This is a genomic window from Gilvibacter sp. SZ-19, from assembly GCF_002163875.1.
GTDB lineage: Bacteria > Bacteroidota > Bacteroidia > Flavobacteriales > Flavobacteriaceae > Gilvibacter.
The window spans coordinates 3,058,806-3,078,296 of record NZ_CP019333.1; the positions used below are offsets into that span (position 1 = coordinate 3,058,806).

The 19,491-nt window shown below is 42.9% G+C and carries 20 protein-coding genes and 1 other RNA gene; 9 read left to right on the plus strand and 12 right to left on the minus strand.

The genetic code is table 11. The annotated features are described in order from the left end of the window. Positions 1-32 precede the first annotated feature (32 nt). The 3 genes from BTO09_RS14195 to BTO09_RS14205 form a co-directional block, all read right to left on the minus strand. The gene (locus BTO09_RS14195) at positions 33-584 is read right to left on the minus strand and encodes a hypothetical protein (RefSeq protein WP_087525412.1); all 552 of its coding nucleotides are present in this window, start codon (positions 582-584) and stop codon (positions 33-35) included. A 25-nt stretch (positions 585-609) separates the two neighbouring features. Then, positions 610-1,923: an MFS transporter gene (locus BTO09_RS14200; RefSeq protein WP_232454972.1), complete on the minus strand. Its 1,314-nt coding sequence runs from the start codon at positions 1,921-1,923 to the stop codon at positions 610-612. Positions 1,924-2,014: 91 nt separating this feature from the next. Beyond that, positions 2,015-2,833, minus strand: a complete 819-nt coding sequence (locus BTO09_RS14205) for a M48 family metallopeptidase (RefSeq protein WP_198356494.1) — start codon at positions 2,831-2,833, stop codon at positions 2,015-2,017. Between the two features lie 248 nt (positions 2,834-3,081). Between BTO09_RS14205 and BTO09_RS14210 the strand changes: the two genes are divergently transcribed. From BTO09_RS14210 to lpdA, 4 genes are all read left to right on the plus strand, one after another. Next, the gene (locus BTO09_RS14210; RefSeq protein ID WP_087525413.1) at positions 3,082-3,606 is read left to right on the plus strand and encodes a hypothetical protein; all 525 of its coding nucleotides are present in this window, start codon (positions 3,082-3,084) and stop codon (positions 3,604-3,606) included. 2 nt (positions 3,607-3,608) lie between these two features. Then, positions 3,609-4,100 carry a peptide-methionine (R)-S-oxide reductase MsrB gene (msrB, locus tag BTO09_RS14215; protein ID WP_087525414.1) on the plus strand — a complete coding sequence of 164 codons (492 nt, stop codon included), beginning with the start codon at positions 3,609-3,611 and terminating at the stop codon, positions 4,098-4,100. Between the two features lie 53 nt (positions 4,101-4,153). Continuing rightward, positions 4,154-4,366 carry a DUF6515 family protein gene (locus BTO09_RS14220; RefSeq protein ID WP_087525415.1) on the plus strand — a complete coding sequence of 71 codons (213 nt, stop codon included), beginning with the start codon at positions 4,154-4,156 and terminating at the stop codon, positions 4,364-4,366. A gap of 82 nt (positions 4,367-4,448) precedes the next feature. Further along, positions 4,449-5,825, plus strand: coding sequence for a dihydrolipoyl dehydrogenase (lpdA, locus tag BTO09_RS14225; RefSeq protein WP_087525416.1), 1,377 nt, complete (start codon positions 4,449-4,451; stop codon positions 5,823-5,825). 580 nt (positions 5,826-6,405) lie between these two features. Here lpdA and BTO09_RS14230 read toward each other — a convergent pair. The 4 genes from BTO09_RS14230 to BTO09_RS14245 form a co-directional block, all read right to left on the minus strand. After that, positions 6,406-6,819 carry a type II 3-dehydroquinate dehydratase gene (locus BTO09_RS14230; protein ID WP_087525417.1) on the minus strand — a complete coding sequence of 138 codons (414 nt, stop codon included), beginning with the start codon at positions 6,817-6,819 and terminating at the stop codon, positions 6,406-6,408. Between the two features lie 7 nt (positions 6,820-6,826). Then, positions 6,827-7,363, minus strand: coding sequence for an outer membrane beta-barrel protein (locus BTO09_RS14235; RefSeq protein ID WP_087525418.1), 537 nt, complete (start codon positions 7,361-7,363; stop codon positions 6,827-6,829). 89 nt (positions 7,364-7,452) lie between these two features. Next, entirely contained in the window at positions 7,453-7,953 is a 501-nt protein-coding gene (locus tag BTO09_RS14240) for an outer membrane beta-barrel protein (protein WP_087525419.1), read from the minus strand. Positions 7,954-8,173: 220 nt separating this feature from the next. Next, entirely contained in the window at positions 8,174-8,734 is a 561-nt protein-coding gene (locus BTO09_RS14245) for a porin family protein (RefSeq protein ID WP_087525420.1), read from the minus strand. 100 nt (positions 8,735-8,834) lie between these two features. Between BTO09_RS14245 and xerD the strand changes: the two genes are divergently transcribed. From xerD to BTO09_RS14260, 3 genes are all read left to right on the plus strand, one after another. After that, on the plus strand, positions 8,835-9,740 hold the full coding sequence (xerD, locus tag BTO09_RS14250; protein ID WP_087525421.1) for a site-specific tyrosine recombinase XerD: 906 nt from the start codon (positions 8,835-8,837) through the stop codon (positions 9,738-9,740). Beyond that, positions 9,737-10,684, plus strand: coding sequence for an aldo/keto reductase (locus tag BTO09_RS14255; RefSeq protein WP_087525422.1), 948 nt, complete (start codon positions 9,737-9,739; stop codon positions 10,682-10,684). Before xerD ends, BTO09_RS14255 begins: the two co-directional genes overlap by 4 nt. Positions 10,685-10,961: 277 nt before the next feature. Further along, positions 10,962-11,336, plus strand: coding sequence for a DUF2200 domain-containing protein (locus tag BTO09_RS14260; RefSeq protein WP_087525423.1), 375 nt, complete (start codon positions 10,962-10,964; stop codon positions 11,334-11,336). On the opposite strand, the gene rny is transcribed toward BTO09_RS14260, so the two are convergent. The 4 genes from rny to BTO09_RS14280 all read right to left on the minus strand — a co-directional run bounded on the left by rny (position 11,337) and on the right by BTO09_RS14280 (position 13,905). Continuing rightward, positions 11,337-12,902 carry a ribonuclease Y gene (rny, locus tag BTO09_RS14265; protein WP_087525424.1) on the minus strand — a complete coding sequence of 522 codons (1,566 nt, stop codon included), beginning with the start codon at positions 12,900-12,902 and terminating at the stop codon, positions 11,337-11,339. A gap of 259 nt (positions 12,903-13,161) precedes the next feature. Beyond that, positions 13,162-13,269, minus strand: a non-coding RNA gene (gene ssrS / locus BTO09_RS14270) — 6S RNA. A gap of 52 nt (positions 13,270-13,321) precedes the next feature. Next, positions 13,322-13,612 (minus strand): cell division protein ZapA, encoded by a 291-nt coding sequence (locus BTO09_RS14275; protein WP_087525425.1) that lies wholly within the window; start codon positions 13,610-13,612, stop codon positions 13,322-13,324. 2 nt (positions 13,613-13,614) lie between these two features. After that, entirely contained in the window at positions 13,615-13,905 is a 291-nt protein-coding gene (locus BTO09_RS14280; RefSeq protein ID WP_087525426.1) for a hypothetical protein, read from the minus strand. Positions 13,906-14,122: 217 nt separating this feature from the next. On the opposite strand from BTO09_RS14280, the gene BTO09_RS14285 reads away from it, so the two are divergent. After that, complete coding sequence (locus BTO09_RS14285; protein WP_087525427.1) at positions 14,123-15,826, plus strand: M23 family metallopeptidase; 1,704 nt, start codon at positions 14,123-14,125, stop codon at positions 15,824-15,826. A gap of 9 nt (positions 15,827-15,835) precedes the next feature. Next, positions 15,836-18,301 carry a carboxypeptidase-like regulatory domain-containing protein gene (locus BTO09_RS14290; protein ID WP_087525428.1) on the plus strand — a complete coding sequence of 822 codons (2,466 nt, stop codon included), beginning with the start codon at positions 15,836-15,838 and terminating at the stop codon, positions 18,299-18,301. Here BTO09_RS14290 and BTO09_RS14295 read toward each other — a convergent pair. Continuing rightward, on the minus strand, positions 18,298-19,446 hold the full coding sequence (locus BTO09_RS14295; RefSeq protein ID WP_087525429.1) for a cysteine desulfurase family protein: 1,149 nt from the start codon (positions 19,444-19,446) through the stop codon (positions 18,298-18,300). The two genes, BTO09_RS14290 and BTO09_RS14295, sit on opposite strands and share 4 nt — an antisense overlap. Positions 19,447-19,491 lie beyond the last annotated feature (45 nt).

Below are 19,491 nucleotides of genomic sequence, written 5' to 3' on the forward strand. Positions count from 1 at the left end.
TGGCTTTTTTTATGTTTTATTTACTGACTGGCTTAAAGCTGCACAATAAAGGTTCCGTTAGTAACTTCCACTGCAGGAATACTAGGATCTGTTATAACGCTCAGTGTTACTTCAAAGGTACCTGTGTATCGGCCCTCCGCAGTGACTTCTGTAATAACGAAAGTTCCTCCTGCTTCTGAACTGTAAAGTAGGGTTCCGTCGCTAGGGTCTGGCGCATAGGTAAGTATAGTATTTCCAGGTAGAGGCAAACTGTTAAACTCGTAAGTTCCCGCCTCTAATGCGGCATTGAAAGTTAATGTTAAAGAGGCTCCTGAAGCTGCATTGACTCCTCCAATATTTATACTTGTAACTCCTCCAGACTCTACACTGAAAGCAGTTAATGAATTTGGATTGACTGCTACCCCATCAACATCGGCATTGAATGAGACTGTTCCATCAGTATCGTCGTCCGTATCAGTATCGTCTGTGTCAGAACCTTCGTCCATAGTGGTATCATCGGTTACAAATTCTCCTTCTAAAGGTTCGTTCTCACAAGCAAAAATGCAAAGACATAGCGCCAGGACTGGCAAGATTTTCTTGATCATAGTAGGTTGATTTATTTAAGCAAACTTAATTATTTTCTGCGGACTGGTCTTTTCGAGGTACCCGCAAGAGCAGAAATACGCCCACGGCAAAGAACAAGATCAGAAAAACGACGGAATTTCTCATGCTTCCGGTAATTTGATCTATTACACCGTAAACTCCCATTCCGATAACAATACCGATCTTCTCCGCTACATCGTAAAAACTGAAATAAGAAGTGGTGTCTTCTGTCTCGGGCAAGAACTTTGAATAAGTAGATCTGGAAAGTGCCTGAATGCCACCCATGACCAAACCAACTACTCCCGCAGTAGCATAGAACTCAAAAGGTTCTGTTATGAAATAGGCGACCACACAGATCGCAACCCAGATGATATTGATGACCACCAAGGTCTGAATATTCCCAAAACTTCTTGACGCCCTCGCAGTAAGCGTTGCTCCAATTACCGCTACCAATTGAATCACCAATATACTCACAATAAGCCCCATAGTCTTTTCGGAACTGCCGCCCCAAGCGATCTCTTGTTCGCCAAAATAGGTCGCTACAAGCATTACTGTTTGCACGGCCATAGAATAAACAAAGAAAGCCGCCAGATACCTTTTAAGTCTGGGATTGCTAGAGAGTGACCGATAAACGCCTCTTAGCTCTTTATAGCCATTACCTAAGATCTTTCTGTGGATTTTACCGCTGGCAGAGTTCCCTTTGGGTAAGTGGTAAAAAGAATACTGACTGAACAAGATCCACCATACACCCACCATAACAAACGACCATTTCATAGCGGCCATCTCGCCTCCTTCTGGTGCTCCTAACACCATGACCAGGTTGACCACCAATAAAAGTACGCTCCCAATGTAACCCATGGAAAAGCCCTGAGCACTCAAGCGATCTTGTTGCTCCGGATAGGCTACATCTGGCAGGTATGAATTGTAGAAAACCAGACTACCCCAAAATCCAATTAGGGCCAAAAAGTAGGCTGTGGCACTGAGGTAGAGATAATCCAGATCAAAGAAGTACAAGGCCATACAAGATAAAGAGCCCAGATAGCAGAAGAACTTCATGAAATTCTTCTTGTTCCCGACGTAATCTGCAATACCAGATAGGATCGGTGATATTATGGAAACCACCAAAAACGCAGCAGCGGTAACATAGGTGATAAAAGGTGTTTGCGGTATCTCAAAACCGAGAAAATTAACACTGTCTACTTGGGCAATTTCGAAAAGGGCTCCGTAATAGATTGGAAAAATGGCCGAGGCTATCACTAAGCTGTAAACCGAATTGGCCCAGTCGTAGAAAGCCCAAGCACGCATGAGTTTCTTACTGCCTTTAGGGAGTACTTGTTTCAATGCAGTTGGTGTTTAGTCGTTGTTTGCTCAAACAAAAAAGTCGCCTTGTGTAGGCGACTTCTAAGTTAAATAAATTTATTGGGCTGCAGGCCTATTTGAAAGAGGTAACTCCAAATTTAGCTGCTTCGGCCTTGGCTTCCGGCACCCAACCTTTAATATTGTTGATTCGCGTTTCGTTGCTCGGGTGCGTACTTAAGAATTCCGGTGGGGCTTGTCCGCCCGAATTCGCAGCCATGCGTCTCCAAAGTTGAACCGCCTCCGTGGGCTCATAACCGGCTATAGCCATAATGGTAAGTCCAATGCGATCTGCTTCGGACTCGTGCTTTCTACTAAATGGTAGCATTACCCCTACTGTAGATCCGATTCCATAGGCCTGATTAAAGATCTGCTGATTCTTAGGGTCTTTGCTCAAGGCAACGTTTCCGGCAACTGCTCCTAAGGCTTGTAACTGTCCGGCGCTCATACGCTGTTGACCGTGGTTCGCCAAGGCGTGCGCAACCTCATGACCCATAATGGCCGCTACGCCTCGTTCGCCGTTAGCGATAGGCATGATTCCCGTGTAGAATACTATCTTCCCTCCTGGCATACACCAAGCATTTACCGCTCCGTCTTGCACCAAGTTGAATTCCCATTGGTAGTCTTTTAGATATCCGGCATAGCCATTCGCATTGAGCCAGCGCTCGGCTGCAGTAGAGATTTTCTGACCAACATTCTTAACCATATTGGCCTCCGCAGTACCTGTTACAACCTTGTTCTCAGATAAAAACTGATCGTATTGCTGGAACGCCATAGGTAGTATTTGTGAATTTGGCACCAAAGCCAAGGTCTTTTTTCCAGTGAAAGGATTAGTAGTACAGGCTACCATGAGGGCACAAAAGGCAGCCAGAGTTAGTGATTTCTTGAATATCATAGATGGTATATTTTCTATTAGAAAAGGTACAAAAATTATCTGTTCAAAGATCTACAATTCAAATTTAGTACCAGAAATGCAGGCGTAACATTGTTTTTGAAAATCGACAGTGGGTAAAATATTTCGATTAATTGCATTTCTGGCTAGATTATCGAGTTTGGAACGACTTTTGAATAGTTGAATAAATTCCCGCTGCTTTTTTACGCGGATCAGAAATCAAAAACGCAAAAAACAAAAACTACAACAACATGAAACGAATTGCACTACTCTTATTGCTAGCCTTACCCCTAACCGTATTTACTTCTTGCGAAGGTGACCCAGGCCCTCCGGGACCTCCAGGATTAGACGGAACTAGTTTACTCGGAACTGTTTTTGAGGTAAATGCCAATTTTAATGCAGGCAATGACTACAGAAATTTCTTTGGATACCCGAGCACTTTACAAGTATTTGACTCCGATGTGGTCTTGGTTTATCTATTAGAGGAGACCACCCCAGAAGGCTTGGATGTTTGGAGTTTGTTGCCACAGACCTTCTTTACTCCGGATGGTACCTTGGTATACAACTTTGACTACACTGCAGTTGATATGTCCGTATATCTTTATGCTGATTTTAATTTGGATCTATTAGGCCCAGTCTTTACAGATAACCAGATCTTTAGAGTTGCTGTGGTTCCTGCGGATTTTGGAGAAAATATCGATATCTTTGATATAGAAGCTGTAATGGATGCCCTTAGCGTCTCGACAGACAACATAGAACGATTAGAACTAGATTAAAGATGTTAAATAAAATTGCCTTGATGGCCCTTTGCGCAGTAACACTTGCGTGTAATGGTCAGCAAAAATCAGAAAAAGAAGAAGCAAAGGTTTATCCGGTTACTAAAACTGATGCCGAATGGCGAGCAGAATTGACCGAATTAGAATATTATGTATTGAGACAAGCCGGGACAGAACGTCCATTTACCTCTCCACTGAACAAGAACTACGAAGCAGGCACTTATGTCTGCGCGGCATGTGGTACTCCGGTTTTTAAATCGGAACACAAGTTCGACAGCGGTACAGGTTGGCCTAGTTTTGACCGTGAGATCGAAGGGAACGTGGAATACTCCACGGACTACAAGATCGGTTATGCGCGTACCGAAGAACACTGCGCTACCTGTGGTGGACATTTAGGCCATGTCTTTAACGATGGGCCTAGTGATACCACTGGAAAACGCCATTGTATTAATGGTGCAGCTCTGAATTTTATTCCGGAAAAGGGACAGGACTAGTTAAACCTTCTAAGCATCAAAAGGTCTTATAGGTGTAACCAAATTATACACTTATGAGACCTTTTTTATTGGCTATTATTGCCCTTTTAATGTTCACCACTTCTTGTGCGAGATCTGTGGTGGTAACTCCTAGCACCCAAGTCACTGTTGTAAAGACAGCTCCAAAAAATCACCGGATAGTTATGATACGTGGACAACGCTATTACACTTGGAATGGTAAGCACTACAAAAAGACCAGACAGGGATACGTCTTGGTACGAATTTAATTCTCGTTTCAAAAAGTTGGCTTCGGTTGAGGTTATTTCGTAACTTTGAGGACTCTAAAAAACACCTTAAAATAGTAGCGAAATGACGCAATACGATGTTATAGTTCTGGGAAGTGGCCCTGGGGGTTATGTAACCGCTATCCGCGCTTCTCAACTCGGTTTTAAAACTGCAGTAGTAGAAAAAGAAAGCCTGGGTGGGGTTTGTTTGAACTGGGGATGTATCCCTACCAAAGCCTTGCTTAAGAGTGCTCAGGTATTCGAATACTTAAAACATGCCGAAGATTACGGCCTTACTGTGGATAACGCAGACAAGGACTTCGGAAAGGTCGTAGCGCGTAGCCGTTCTGTTGCTGATGGGATGAGTAAAGGCGTTCAGTTCTTGATGAAAAAGAACAAAATCGATGTGATTGAAGGGCACGGAAAACTCAAACCAGGAAAAAAGGTAGAAGTTAACGGAACTGAATACAAAGCAGATCATATCATTATTGCTACTGGAGCTCGCTCGAGAGAACTAGGTAATTTACCGCAAGACGGGAAAAAAGTGATTGGATATCGTCAAGCCATGACCCTGGACAAGCAACCTAAGAGCATGATCGTTGTTGGATCTGGAGCTATTGGAGTGGAGTTCGCTCACTTTTACAATACCATGGGAACCGAGGTTACCATAGTAGAGTATTTGCCAAACCTTGTACCATTAGAAGACGAGGAAGTATCCAAACAATTTGAGCGTTCGTTTAAGAAAGCGGGCATCAAAGTAATGACCAATGCGTCGTTAGAAAGCGTTGATACCTCTGGGAAAGGAGTTAAGGCTACCATTAAGACCAAAAAAGGCGAAGAAGTCCTCGAGGCTGACATTGTATTGTCTGCTGTTGGAATCAAATCAAACATTGAAAATATAGGTTTAGAAGACGTCGGAATTGTTACCGATCGTGACAAGATCGTTGTGAACGACTGGTACCAGACCAACATTCCTGGTTATTACGCCATTGGTGATGTAGTACCTGGTCCTGCCCTAGCCCACGTGGCCTCCGCAGAAGGTATTACTTGTGTTGAAAAGATCAAAGGAATGCACGTTGAACCAATCGACTACGGTAACATTCCTGGCTGTACTTATGCAACTCCAGAGATCGCTTCTGTAGGGATGACAGAAAAGCAAGCCAAAGAGGCTGGTTATGACATTAAAGTTGGAAAGTTCCCTTTCTCTGCTTCTGGTAAAGCTAGCGCCGGTGGACACAAAGACGGTTTCGTAAAAGTGATCTTTGATGCTAAATACGGTGAATGGCTGGGTTGTCATATGATAGGTGCTGGTGTTACGGACATGATCGCAGAGGCGGTGTTGGGTCGTAAATTAGAGACTACAGGACACGAAGTATTGAAAGCGGTTCACCCGCACCCAACTATGAGTGAAGCTGTAATGGAAGCCGTTGCAGATGCATACGATGAAGTGATACACCTCTAGTTCAATTTACTCACACGATAAAAATCAAAAGCACTCAGTAATGGGTGCTTTTTTGTGTTTAGAGCGGAAGTTGATTTTATTCAGGCCTTGTATCAATTTAAATGTGGTTGCAATGGAAATTTGTTTGTAAACGAATTGTCTGGGGTTTCCAACCCCTCCCCAATTCAAACTAGCAATTTCTGCAACTATTAAAAAACTCTATTTATCTGTATTTATGAAATGATAGTATATGCAGCAAACTCTAAGATTGAATAATTTGCTTGTGAAAAATTGAGGTGAACTTTCTTGAACTTTAGAAGTACCTCTAAGTATCAATTTATTGTAGGATGTTAAATTGAAAACGACGATTCTCGTTGGAGTTATGGAGATTATTGCTTCTGGATTTTAGCTTAAGATGATAATTTCTAGAATCGAACTCTTTAGGGGTCTATCAACCCCTCCCCAATTTAATTTATCAAAAACTTAAATGCCGCTAAAGTTTTCCATGCGAATATTTATGAATGCTTGGATTTTGATTGATCTCAGTTTAGCTGAAAACCAATATGTTTCAATTTTAAACGCTTGTTGTCTATAATTTCTGCTATAAAAAGCTCTGTAAACCGAGTTCATAACTCTGCAGGCCAAATCCAATAACTACTCCCTTGGCATGAGCAGATATGAAGGAGTCGTGACGGAATTCCTCACGTGCGAAAGTATTAGAGATATGCACTTCTACCACTGGCGTACTTACAGCGCGGACTGCATCGCCTATTCCAACCGAAGTATGGGTGTAGGCACCTGCATTGAGCAAAATGCCATCCGCAGTAAAACCTACTTCCTGAATTTTGTTGATCAGCTCTCCTTCTACGTTAGATTGGTAATAATCGAAATATACCTCAGGGTACTTGGCCTTGAGCTCATCTAAAAACTCTTCAAAGGACAAACTGCCATATACATTGGTCTCTCGCTTTCCCAGTAAGTTCAAATTTGGTCCGTTAATGATACAAATAGTCATGAGGTCTTTATTTTACAAGTTGGATATTCACTCCAACGGTGACAGAAGATGCGTCATAATCGTCGATCAAGATAGAGCGGTAAGCTGCTTCTAAATTGAGTCTGTCAGAAAAACGATAACGCAAACGAGGACTGTAGTAGAAGCCATTGACGTTCTCAATAGGGATTCCAAAGATCTGATCGTTCTGATCAAATCCGTTGGCACCAAAACCATAGCCAATGTCTGCTCCTGCCCAAAAACGATCTGCAAGTTCAATTAGCCCAGCAGCCGCAACGGTAAGATAGTTTTGATTCGGTGCATCGTCCAAAAAATCGGTGAATACCACTTCATCTCCTGACATAGCGGAGTAACCCACTTTGGGCCCTAAAGCTACTTTGTCGGCCAGATTAATCCAATAGGCTCCTTCTACCACAAAATTTGCGGCTACAGCGAAACGAGCGTCCCCAGTGGGCAAACCAAAGGCAACTCCAACTTCTAGGCCTTCTTGAGCAAAGCTGATGAGCGTCATAAAACTAATGAACAGAGTGATTATTTTGTTCTTCATAGCGGTCTTTTTTTAAGATCAGACTACACAAATTTACAAAAAGAAAAAGGAGGCATTCGCCTCCTTTGATAGAATCCGGTCTATTGTATTTAGTCTATGCCAAACTCTACACCAGCAGAAATAACGTCCCAAGATCCTCCATTGACACTAACACCGCGATATGCCGCCACTATATCTATAGCCTCACTAACGCTGTATGGAGCCCTAGGCGAATAATAAAATCCACCGTCATTACCATCATTGATCCCAATGGCATAGCCAACATCGGCACCAAGGGTAAAGTTCGGAGCTACTTCAAATCGACCAGAAGCCGCAATAGGAATGAATTGATCGTCATCTACTTCGAAAGTTACACCGGCTATGGTGACTTCGTCACCAAAGGTGTGCGTATAACCCGTGGTGACACCGGCGTCAAACTCGTCAGAAATTTCTAGGAGATAGCCTAGGTCTACGGCAATAGCGAATGTTGCGAAATCTCCAGAATCACCTATGGGTATTCCACCACTAAGTCCGGCTCTGAATTCGCCTTGCGCTTGCAGTGATCCGATTCCTGCAAATAACAATGCTGCAAATAAAAATACTTTCTTCATAATGAATACATATTGGTTAACACGCTTAAAGTTAGGGTTTTAGCTATTGCAAAAACTAGGGCATATGCCGTATTTATGCCCAAGGTTTTCAACAAAGTCATTGATATTCAGTATTATAATGAGTCTGACGTAGTAATTCTTACAAGTTTTCTTACTTCAAGGCTTGCATTAAAAAAAGCGCCCCAAAGGGCGCTTTCATTCTTTATTTTCTGCGGAGCTGTTACAGGAAGGAATATCCTAGCGAAAGAGTCACCACAGAGTTCTTTCCTTTGTCAAAGTCTATTGCAGGTTCGTCCGGCACATCGGTAAGTCCAAAATTATAACGGCCTTCTAAGCGCAATCCGAAAGGAATGTCCAAACCAAGACCAACTACGCCCGAGATATCGAAATCGTTGGTTGCGATATCGTTAATTACCTCACCCACTACAGTTTGGGTATCATCGTCTATCAGCACTCCAAACTGAGGCCCAAGTTGAATATTCAGACCTCCGGCCACGTAGTATTTAAGTACCATTGGAATATTGATATAATCTAAATTAAAAGAGCCCAGATCGAACTCCGCACCTTGTTGTGAGTAAAGCGCATCTACCTGAATTCCCAGGTTATCGCTGAGTTTGGCTCCTACGAATAGTCCACCCACAAAGCCTGTACGATTGTCAAGTCCTGTAGCGTCGGTAATATTAGCAAAGTTTACCCCTGCCTTAATACCAAAGTCTAAACCTTGTGCTTGTGTAGATAGTCCGTAAAGGCCTATCAGCGCGATTAAAAGAAGTTTTTTCATTTTTGTCTGTTTTCGTTTTTTAAATATAACGAGAACTTTTAGCCTTTATTAGATTTTTAGTTGATTTCTTAGCATCTTTAAGCTGTAAACAACACTTTGGATGAATTGGAAATCGGCCCTGAAAGATTACGCTACTTACCTCAAGATAGAGCGCGGCCTTTCTGCCAATACCATAAACAATTACACCCTTGATGTGCAAAAGTTAGTGCGTTGGTTGGATGAATCTGCGTGCAGTGATGGCCCTGTTGATATTGATCAGGAGCGGATTCAAGAATTTATCTATGCCATTGCGAAAGAGGTAAACCCAAGAACGCAAAGCCGCATAATATCTGGCCTGAAAGGCTTTTTCAACTACCTGATCTTTGAAAAGTATCGCAAAGACAATCCTTTGGAGTTACTGGAAGCACCTAAGATTGGACGAAAATTACCCGATACGCTTTCTATAGCGGAAGTGGATAGACTACTTATGGCTGTAGATCTAAGCCATCCGCAGGGAACTCGAAACCGTGCCATGTTAGAAACGCTTTACGGCAGTGGCCTAAGGGTTACCGAGTTGGTAGAACTAAAACTCTCGGACCTATTCTTTGAAGAAGGAGTGATCAAGGTTACAGGAAAGGGCAACAAGCAGCGTTTTGTACCAGTAAGCCAAGCTTCTGTTAAATATATTGACCTTTACCGTACCACAGAACGCATTCAGCTCAGCATTGCTCCCGGGCACGAAGACACTTTGTTTTTGAATCGCCGCGGAAAAGGACTCACGCGCGCCATGATCTTTACTTTGGTAAAACGCTTGGCAGAATCCGCAGGAATTCAAAAGAGCATCTCTCCGCACACCTTTAGGCATTCTTTTGCGACTCACCTGCTAGAGAACGGAGCAGATTTGCGGGCTATTCAACAAATGTTAGGTCATGAAAGCATTACCACAACAGAAGTCTATATGCATGTTGATCGTTCGCATTTGACTGAAATTATCCGTAAATTTCATCCTAGAAGTAAAAACACATGAAGCATTTAAAATTTAGAGACAATTCGACTATTCCGGCTTTGGGCTTAGGGACTTGGAAATCAAGTCCGGAGGTAGTTAAAAAAGCAATACTTGACGCCATTGAACTCGGTTACAGACACATTGACTGTGCCGCAATCTACCAGAACGAAGATGTCATTGGAGAGGCCTTTCAAGAAGCATTTGACAGTGGTTTGGTCAAGCGAGAAGAACTGTTTGTGACCTCTAAATTGTGGAATGATGCCCACAAGGCAAGTGATGTTCGTCCGGCCTTAGAAAAGACCTTAAAGGATCTGCGTTTGGATTATTTAGATCTCTACTTGATCCACTGGCCGGTAGCCTTTAAACCCGGAGTGACCATGCCAGAGAACCCGAGTCAATATGCGTCCTTAGAAGAGATCCCTTTGGAAGAGACCTGGGCCGAAATGGAAGCCGCTAAAAAAGATGGCTTGGCTAAGCATATCGGTGTATCCAACTTCAGCGTTCCGAAGTTAAAAAGGGTAATGGACCATGCCGAGGAAGCTCCAGAAATGAATCAAGTGGAAGGGCATCCACTACTCCAACAACCGGAATTGCACCAATTCTGTAATGACAACGGTATCTTGATCACAGCTTACTCACCTTTAGGTTCTACGGACCGCTCTGCGGCTATGAAGGCAGACGATGAGCCCGACATGTTCGAACTTCCAGAGATTAAGGCCATAGCTGATAAGCATGAGGTAACTCCAGCACAAGTCCTTTTAGGCTGGCATGTGAATCGTGGCAATACGGTGATTCCAAAATCGACCAACAAAGGGCGTCAAGCACAGAATCTGGCGGCAGCCGATCTCTCTCTTTCAGAAGAAGACATGGATACCATTGCTGGTTTAGACCGTCATTTCCGTTATGTCAATGGAAAATTCTTTGAGAACGAAGAAAAAGGTTATGTGAATATTTTCAATGATTGACCTTAGTTTTTAAGAGCCTTATTATACAGACGTTAGTATGTAAATTCAGCTTTGAAATTTTTTCTCAATTCACCGAAATAGGGGGACTACCATCCCCACCCCAGATTTAATTTACTCTATTTTTTATCATTAATAAATCACTAATGCTCTGGATTTATAAATTTTTGATGTTAGATTTAGGTCATTGACAACAATTATTAAACATCGAAAAAAACATAACCACTTGCTTCATGTTGTCATTGATCATCATTGAGTAAATTAAAAATAACGATAAACCATGGCCAAATCAGACACCAGTCATCACGATGAGCGAATTGCCAATATGGCTTTTGGATCCGTCCTACCGCATTACATCAGCAAAATAGAAAAGAAAGGGCGCACTCAAGAAGAAATGTATTCAGTAATACAATGGCTGACCGGTTATGATAAAGACCAAATCTTAGCGCACGCTGCAAACAAGACCAACTTTAGAGATTTCTTTGATCAGTGTGAACTAAACCCTAATGCCAATTTGATTACTGGTGTAATTTGTGGTTATCGCGTTGAGGAGATCAGCAATGAGACCACCAGGCAGTGTCGTTATTTAGACAAGCTTATTGACGAGCTGGCCCGTGGTAAAAAGCTGGAGCGTATCCTCAGAAAACCAAAATAATTACTTCGCGATATTCACGGCGCGTGTTTCTCGGATCACCGTTACCTTTACTTGCCCAGGATAGGTCATGTCTGTCTGGATCTTTTGAGAGATCTCAAAGGACAACTGTGCTGCCTTATCATCACTCACCTTTTCAGATTCCACCATAACGCGTAATTCACGGCCGGCTTGAATTGCATAGGCTTTGGTCACCCCGTTAAAGCCAAAGGCAATATCTTCTAGATCTTTAAGACGTTGAATGTAAGAATCCAAGACCTGTCTGCGCGCTCCCGGTCTGGCACCAGAGATGGCATCACAAACCTGAACTATAGGCGAAAGCAAGGACGTCATTTCGATCTCGTCGTGGTGAGCACCAATAGCATTACAGACATCCGGCTTTTCTCCGTACTTCTCAGCCCATTGCATTCCCAAAAGTGCGTGAGGTACTTCGGTTTCGTTTTCCGGCACTTTACCAATGTCATGTAGTAATCCAGCTCGTTTAGCTAGTTTTGGGTTTAAACCTAATTCTGAAGCCATAACGCCACAGAGTTTTGCCACCTCACGGGAGTGCTGTAATAGGTTCTGCCCATAAGAGGAACGGTATTTCATACGTCCAACGATCTTGATGAGCTCTGGATGCAAGCCGTGAATACCCAGATCGATCACTGTGCGTTTCCCTACCTCTGCGATCTCTTCGTTGATCTGTTTGGTTGTCTTTTTAACTACTTCCTCAATACGTGCAGGGTGAATTCGACCGTCGGTTACCAATTTGTGCAAGGACAATCTGGCTACTTCTCTGCGGACCGAATCAAAACAGGAAAGAATGATCGCCTCCGGAGTATCATCTACAATGATCTCTACTCCAGTAGCCGCTTCTAATGCGCGAATATTTCTACCCTCACGACCAATGATACGACCTTTTACATCGTCACTTTCTAGGTTGAATACCGAGACACAATTCTCAATCGATTCTTCTGTCCCGATGCGCTGAATGGTATTGATCACAACCTTTTTAGCTTCTTGTTGGGCGGTAAGTTTGGCTTCCTCTATGGCCGATTGGATATAAGCCATGGCGTCTGTCTTAGCCTCTTCTCGCAAACTCTCAATAAGCTGCTCCTTGGCATCTTCTGCAGATAAACTGGAGATAACCTCCAATTGTTCTACTTGTCTGCGGTGTACTTTATCTACCTCGGCCTGGCGCTTGTCTAAGAAATTCAAGCGGTCTTCGTATTCTTTCTTTTTGCTTTCTAAAGAGGCGTTGAGCTTTTTGTTTTTAGAGAGCTCGCTGGATACTTGAGATTCTTTATCACGGGTGCGTTTTTCCGCTTCCGACATTTTCTTTTCTCTATTGAGAATGACCTTTTCGTGCTCCGCTTTGAGTTCAATAAACTTTTCCTTGGCCTGCAGTATCTTATCCTTTTTGATACTTTCTGCCTCGCTTTTTGCTTCTTTAACGATTCCGCTAGCAGTCTTTTTAGCTTCGCTCACCAACTGAGAACCCTTAGACTTTTCAAGCATTTTAGCGATCAGAAAACCTATGATCAGCCCCCCAAGGCCTAAGGCAATATATATGATAGTTGTATCCATATGATGGTTTAATTATGAATAACCATTAGCTCAAAAAAGCAGATTATTCAGTCGTAGTTAAAGGGTCACAGCTTTGAGTTTTTATTTAACCGAAAATGAGCATTAGCTTGGTTTACCGAGGCATTCTGCGCAACGCATAGCAGCGCTACGCGTAAGCGGAATAACGAAGGGAAAGCAGGCTAAGGCCATTTTTTAGGAAATGAAAACTCGAAGTTGGGATCCCTAAAAAAAAAGCCTACATCGATAGCTTAAATTGTATAAACTCCTTAAAAACAAGTTTAGGGCTAACAAACTGGTCAAGGATCCGTTCTAAGACGGCTTGCTTTTACAGTTTCAACTCACCCTTTTTAAAGAATTCCTGTTGAGTTTACCAAATATGTATCAATGTAGGCAGTAACCTAGTGTTATTTAAAGAACGTTTAGGACATATGATCCTGAAGTAAACGATCTAAGGAAGCTAGCTTCTGTTCGATCTCTTCGAGGTTGTTGTCCTTATCTATAGAACGTTGCTCTACTTGAGCCGCAAACTGTAAGGCGCACATGGCCAGCACATCTTGCTTATCTCTTACCGCATAGTTCTGTTCGAAACGCTGGATCATTTGTTCGATCTTCTTAGCCGCTTTGCGCAAGCCCTCTTCTTTGTCTGGGCTTATGGTTAGCGGGTATACTCTATCTGCTACAGAGAGCTTTATTTTTAGCGTTTCAGCCATATTTATTCGGATATCTGGGCTATACAATGGTCCAGTTCCCGTACTAATGCATTTATTTTGAGCTTCGTTTCTCGTTTGTATTGGTCGCTGCCAAGCATTGCATTGGCCGTTTTGAGCGTTTCGTATTTTTCTTTCCAGGTATTGATATCTTGAAGAATCTCTTGTTTTTGTTTTCTTAAAGATGTCAATTCTTGCTGCAAATCCGCATTGGTTTTGCGCAGAACATCGCTTCTGTGAAGCAATTTACTGATCCTATTTTCTAAGGAATCAACAATTTGAGAAAGATCACTCATAGTGGCCAATCATTCAATGCTAACTACACAAAGTTAACATACCCCAGATAATAAGCCAATATTTTTAGAGTTTTTTTAAAGCTGCGGATGGCTATTTTTTACAAGTGGTAAAAGCTTGCTACATTTTCATATACTCAGGGTTTTACTATTGGCACTGCTTTAGAATATTTCGTATCATTGAACAACTGGATATTAAACCTCATAACAGCTTTAACTTATGACTCAAACCTTGCTAAGGCTACTCCTCTGCTTTTGTATTATATCATCGGCTTTTTCACAGGCGCCTGAGGTGCCTGAGGACTATTTTGCCAACCCGATGGAGATCCCGCTTATTTTATCGGGTAGCTTTGGTGAACTCCGCAGCAACCATTTCCACTCTGGTTTAGATATAAAAACCCAGCAGCGAGAAGGTATCCCCGTCTATGCGCCAGCCGACGGTTTTGTGAGTCGTATCAAAGTGTCCCATTATGGTTATGGAAAGGCATTGTACATTAAGCACGATAACGGCTACTCTACTGTTTATGCGCATTTGAGTAATTATGCAGGAGCTATTCAGCAGTACGTAAAGAAACAACAATACAAGAAAGAATCTTACGAAATAGAGCTTTTTCCAGAGGCCCAAATGCTCGCGGTAAAGAAAGGAGATCTTATCGCTTATTCAGGCAACAGCGGTAGCAGTGGCGGGCCGCATTTACATTTCGAGATCAGAGATGGCGCCTCCCGCCCTATGAATCCAATGCTGTTCGGGATTGATATCCCCGATGATAAAAAACCGCTTATAAACAGCGTGATTGCCTACCCCCAAGGTGAGGGTGCGCACGTGAACAATGGTTTTGAACCTGTCAAACTAAGGCTAATTCCGCAAAAGGATGGCTCTTTTAAAACCGAAAAGCTCAAAGCGCAAGGCCGTATTGGTTTTGGTATTTCCGCATACGACCAAATGAACGGTGCTTCTAACAAGAATGGGGTCTATCAGATTAAGACCACTTTTAACGGCGAATCTAAGCTCAATGTGCTCTTTGATCGCTTCAGTTTTAACGAGACCCGATATTTGAATCAATATATCGATTACGGTTACTGGCAACGCAACAAGAGTCGTGTGCAACGACTATTTGTAGCGCCTAACAATCCCTTGAGCCTTTTTAAAAATCAAGACGCGGACGGTCTAATAGACATTGAACCTGGCTATCAAGGCGTGTATTCTATTGTGGTCAGAGATTTTCAGGACAATACCGTGCGTATCGACATTCCAATAGCAGGCGAGGCTCCCAGCAACTCTCCAAAAGAAAGTAATAAAGAAGGGCTAGATTTTGTTAGTGCTGTAGAGAACACCTCAATAACCAAAGGGAAATTCTCGGTCTTTATCCCGAGTAATAGTCTATACGAGGATGTATACCTCGACATTCAAGCAGAGGCAGATACCTTGCAATTTCATGTAGATGAAGTCCCAATTCATAAAAACATTACTTTGAGTTTTGACGCCAGCAATTATGCTGAAGCTGATCTGGACAAGCTCTATATAGGTAGACTCAATTACAAAGGAGAACCCTATTACAATACTACCTATCGCAAAGGGAAAAAGCTCTCTATCAGAACCAGGACCTTTGGCACCTATGTCCTAGCCTCCGACAGACAATCGCCTACCATTACGCCTGTTAATTTTCAAGATGGGAAATGGATCAGCAATAACAAGACCCTGCGCCTTAAAATTGAAGATGAAGAGAGCGGAATCAAATCCTATCGCGCTACGATAAACGGCAAATTCATCCTTATGGAATATAATTACAAAAAGGACGTTTTAACTTATGATTTCGACGATGCCGTGATAAGCGAAACCGAAAACAAATTGAAGTTGGTTGTAGTAGATAATGTGGGAAATAGTACTACATTTGAAGCAACCTTTTTTAGAAAACAATCATAACCAAAGCGTTTGAAACCTTCTAGACTCCCGTTTTTTCTATTTTTTTTACTGCTTACTAATTTTATCCAAGCGCAAACAGCTGCCGTAAGAGGTATTGTCTTTGACCCAGACAACAATCCATTAGATTCTGTAAATGTTTTGGTAGATGGCGGCGGAACGCAAACCGATCTAAGTGGTTTTTATTATTTAGAGATCCCTGCTAATCAGGATGTTGTGATCACATTTACGCACGTTGGCCACCAACAAGTGCAGGTCACCGTGAATTTAGATCGCAACGAGGATTACGAGTTCAATCCGCAGCTTCAGATCGATGTAGAGCAGATCACTGAAGTTGTGATAACTGGACGTGAAAACAAGCAGGTTCAGGGGGTTACTACGATCTCGCCAGCTACAGTGCGTCGTATTCCCGGTGCCAATGCCGGCGTGGAAAATTTGATCAAATCCCTTCCTGGAGTTGGTGGAAACGATGAACTCAGTACGCAGTACACGGTTCGCGGTGGTAATTTTGACGAGAACTTGCTCTACGTGAACGAGATCGAAGTGTATCGACCATTTTTGATCCGCAGCGGACAACAAGAAGGTTTGAGTTTTGTCAATACAGATCTTACTTCTTCTGTAGATTTCTCTGCTGGAGGATTTCAGGCTAAATACGGCGATCGTTTGTCTTCTGTTTTAGATATCACTTACAAGAAACCTACGGAATTCGAAGCCAGTGCAGATCTCAGTTTTTTAGGGGCTAGTGTCTCTGCCGGAAGTATTTCTAAGGACGGACGTTTTAGTGGGATGGTAGGTCTGCGCTATAGAGATAACAGTTTGTTTGTTAACGCCAAACAGACCGAAACCAACTTCCGCCCGCGCTTTGCAGATGCGCAAGCGTATTTGAACTACAAGGTGAGCAGCAAGTTCGATCTGAGCTTTTTAGGAAACGCTGCTATTAATCGCTACAGTTTTGAGCCGGAGACCAGACAGACCAACTTTGGAACTCTTGCCGACCCTATTGCCCTTTTGATCTTTTACGAGGGTCAGGAAGAAGATCGCTACGACACTTACTTCGGAGCTTTGAAAGGAACCTATCTGGTTTCAGAGAATTACACAGCCAAGTTTATCGCTTCTGTCTTTCAAACACAGGAACAAGAGTATTTTGACATCTTTGCCAATTATCGCTTAGGACAGGTAAATAATAATATCGGAGATGAAAACCTCGGTGAGGTTGAGTTCAGCGAAGGTATAGGCTCTCAGCTTACCCACGCTCGTAATGATTTAGATGCTCTAATAGTAAATGTAGAACACAAAGGGAACATCGCCCTAGGCGACAATAAGTTCGAATACGGAATTAAATTCACCCGAGAAGATATCATAGATCGCGTTGAAGAATACGAGATCATCGACTCTGCAGGATTCTCTATCCGCCCACCTTTGTTCGAATTCAGAAACGATCAACCCTACAATCCCAACGCAACCCCTATAGTGCCGTTCAATACGATACGTGCGCAAAACAATGTGCAGACCAATCGTTTTTCCGGTTATGCCCAATGGAGCCGCAAAACAACGTGGGGCAACAGTGACATTTGGCTCAACGCAGGGGTTAGAGCGCACAATTGGACCGTGGGAGGAGATAATATTGAATCGGTAACGCAAACGGTAGTTAGTCCACGCGTACAACTGGCAATAAAGCCAGATTGGGACATGGACATGCTTTTCCGTCTTTCAGGAGGATTTTACCACCAACCGCCATTTTACAGAGAATTACGAGATTCTACCGGAACAGTACGTCCGGGGGTAAAGGCGCAACAGTCTATCCATATCGTTCTGGGTAACGATTACAGTTTTAATCTGTGGGGACGCCCATTTACCTTAAATTCTGAGATCTATTACAAAGATCTAACCGACGTGAATCCGTATACCTTAGAAAATGTACGTATTCGCTATCGTGCAAGAAATAACGCAGTGGCCTACGCTTACGGGCTTGATATGCGTTTAGCTGGAGAGTTTGTTCCGGGCACCGAGAGTTGGGTGAGTTTAGGATTCATGAAAACCGAAGAGAACATGGACGATCGCGGTTATATTTTTAGGCCGACAGATCAGCGACTTAAAATAGCGGTTTTATTTCAAGACTATGTTCCTGTCATTCCACAGTTAAAAGCCTATTTGAATTTGGTTTACAATACTGGTTTGCCTGCAGGGTCTCCCAGCTATGCGGATCCATATGACTTCCAAACACGCCTTAGAGACTATCGCCGTGCCGATGTTGGTGTGTCTTATGTATTGGTAGATCAAGAAGATTTTAAAAGAGAATCTGGCTTTTTAAGCAACTTTAAAGAATTGAGCTTTGGAGCAGAGATCTTCAACATCTTTGATGTGAGAAACTCCATTACCAGTACTTTTGTTAGAGATGTGAATTCTAAAGTGCAGTTCTCTATCCCGAATTTCTTAACCCCTCGCGTATTCAACTTGAGGTTACGTATGAAGTTTTAACTGGCTACGAACTCTTTAAGTACATCGACCACATAGTCTATCTCTTCTTTAGTAGTAAAAGCACTAAAGGAGAAACGCAGCGATGGTTTTTTCAGATCTTCCTCGCTTAAAAAGGCCGACAACACATGCGAGGCACCTGAGCTTCCACTTTGGCAAGCACTTCCTTTAGAACAGGCAATTCCCTTTAGGTCCATCTGAAAAAGCAACATCAGCGCTTTTTGCGGTGGTAAGGGCAAACAGACATTCAGCAAGGTATAGGTGCTCTTTGTTGGGTCCTCACAACTTCCATTAAAGCTCACTCCCGGCACGTTTGCCTTGAGCTGTTTAATGAAGTGATCTTTTATTCCTTGAATGTGTGCTCGTTCGGTCTCCAAATTCGCATAAGCGATCTCCATGGCCTTGGCCATACCCACAATATTGTGGGTTGCCTCAGTTCCGGCACGCATTCCACGCTCTTGGGCACCACCAAAGATCAAAGGTTTTAATCCTGTTTCTTTGCGGATATACGCAAAGCCAGCACCTTTGGGGCCGTGAAATTTATGCGCAGCTACTGCGGCAAAATCAATCCCCGAGTTTCCGAGATCCACTTCGTAGTGACCAATGGACTGTACGGTATCTGAATGGAAATACGCTCCTGCATTGCGTGCTAATTCACTAACGCGATCTACATCTAATTTGGTTCCTACTTCGTTATTGATATGCATTAAACTCACCAAAGTGGTCTTAGTGCGATCTTCGAGAAGTTTTGCCAAATGGTCGTAGTCGATATTGCTGCATTTCTTAATGCGGACCCAATCTGCTTGAATTCCGCGATCTTGCTCCAGCTCTTCTATGGTGTGCAATACAGCGTGATGTTCTATGGGCGATGAAATGATACGTTCCACTCCCAGATCACGCACACAAGACTGAAGTATCAAGTTATCAGCTTCTGTTCCTCCAGAGGTGAAGATGATCTCTCCAGGATGCACATTGAGTTGTTTTGCAATATCCTTTCGAGCTTTCTCTATCAGTGATTTAGAAGCGCGACCACTGTGGTGCGTTGACGAAGGATTCCCAAAGGAATCAGCAAGCACCGCTGTCATGGCTGCGACAACTTCCGGACGCAGTTGGGTGGTTGCTGCGGAGTCTAGATATACAGTTTTCAGAGCCTTAAAGTTTAGTTATAGTTGGTTATTCTGTAGCAAAAATAA

Coding starts and splice junctions, on each gene's coding strand:
- BTO09_RS14245 (WP_087525420.1), bottom strand. CDS start 8,734: ATGAAAAAACTTCTTTTAATCGCGCTGATAGGCCTTTACGGACTATCT.
- lpdA (WP_087525416.1), top strand. CDS start 4,449: ATGACGCAATACGATGTTATAGTTCTGGGAAGTGGCCCTGGGGGTTAT.
- BTO09_RS14240 (WP_087525419.1), bottom strand. CDS start 7,953: ATGAAGAAAGTATTTTTATTTGCAGCATTGTTATTTGCAGGAATCGGA.
- BTO09_RS14220 (WP_087525415.1), top strand. CDS start 4,154: ATGAGACCTTTTTTATTGGCTATTATTGCCCTTTTAATGTTCACCACT.
- BTO09_RS14255 (WP_087525422.1), top strand. CDS start 9,737: ATGAAGCATTTAAAATTTAGAGACAATTCGACTATTCCGGCTTTGGGC.
- BTO09_RS14230 (WP_087525417.1), bottom strand. CDS start 6,819: ATGACTATTTGTATCATTAACGGACCAAATTTGAACTTACTGGGAAAG.
- msrB (WP_087525414.1), top strand. CDS start 3,609: ATGTTAAATAAAATTGCCTTGATGGCCCTTTGCGCAGTAACACTTGCG.
- BTO09_RS14260 (WP_087525423.1), top strand. CDS start 10,962: ATGGCCAAATCAGACACCAGTCATCACGATGAGCGAATTGCCAATATG.
- BTO09_RS14275 (WP_087525425.1), bottom strand. CDS start 13,612: ATGGCTGAAACGCTAAAAATAAAGCTCTCTGTAGCAGATAGAGTATAC.
- BTO09_RS14205 (WP_198356494.1), bottom strand. CDS start 2,833: ATGATATTCAAGAAATCACTAACTCTGGCTGCCTTTTGTGCCCTCATG.
- BTO09_RS14210 (WP_087525413.1), top strand. CDS start 3,082: ATGAAACGAATTGCACTACTCTTATTGCTAGCCTTACCCCTAACCGTA.
- rny (WP_087525424.1), bottom strand. CDS start 12,902: ATGGATACAACTATCATATATATTGCCTTAGGCCTTGGGGGGCTGATC.
- BTO09_RS14195 (WP_087525412.1), bottom strand. CDS start 584: ATGATCAAGAAAATCTTGCCAGTCCTGGCGCTATGTCTTTGCATTTTT.
- BTO09_RS14235 (WP_087525418.1), bottom strand. CDS start 7,363: ATGAAGAACAAAATAATCACTCTGTTCATTAGTTTTATGACGCTCATC.
- BTO09_RS14280 (WP_087525426.1), bottom strand. CDS start 13,905: ATGAGTGATCTTTCTCAAATTGTTGATTCCTTAGAAAATAGGATCAGT.
- xerD (WP_087525421.1), top strand. CDS start 8,835: ATGAATTGGAAATCGGCCCTGAAAGATTACGCTACTTACCTCAAGATA.
- BTO09_RS14285 (WP_087525427.1), top strand. CDS start 14,123: ATGACTCAAACCTTGCTAAGGCTACTCCTCTGCTTTTGTATTATATCA.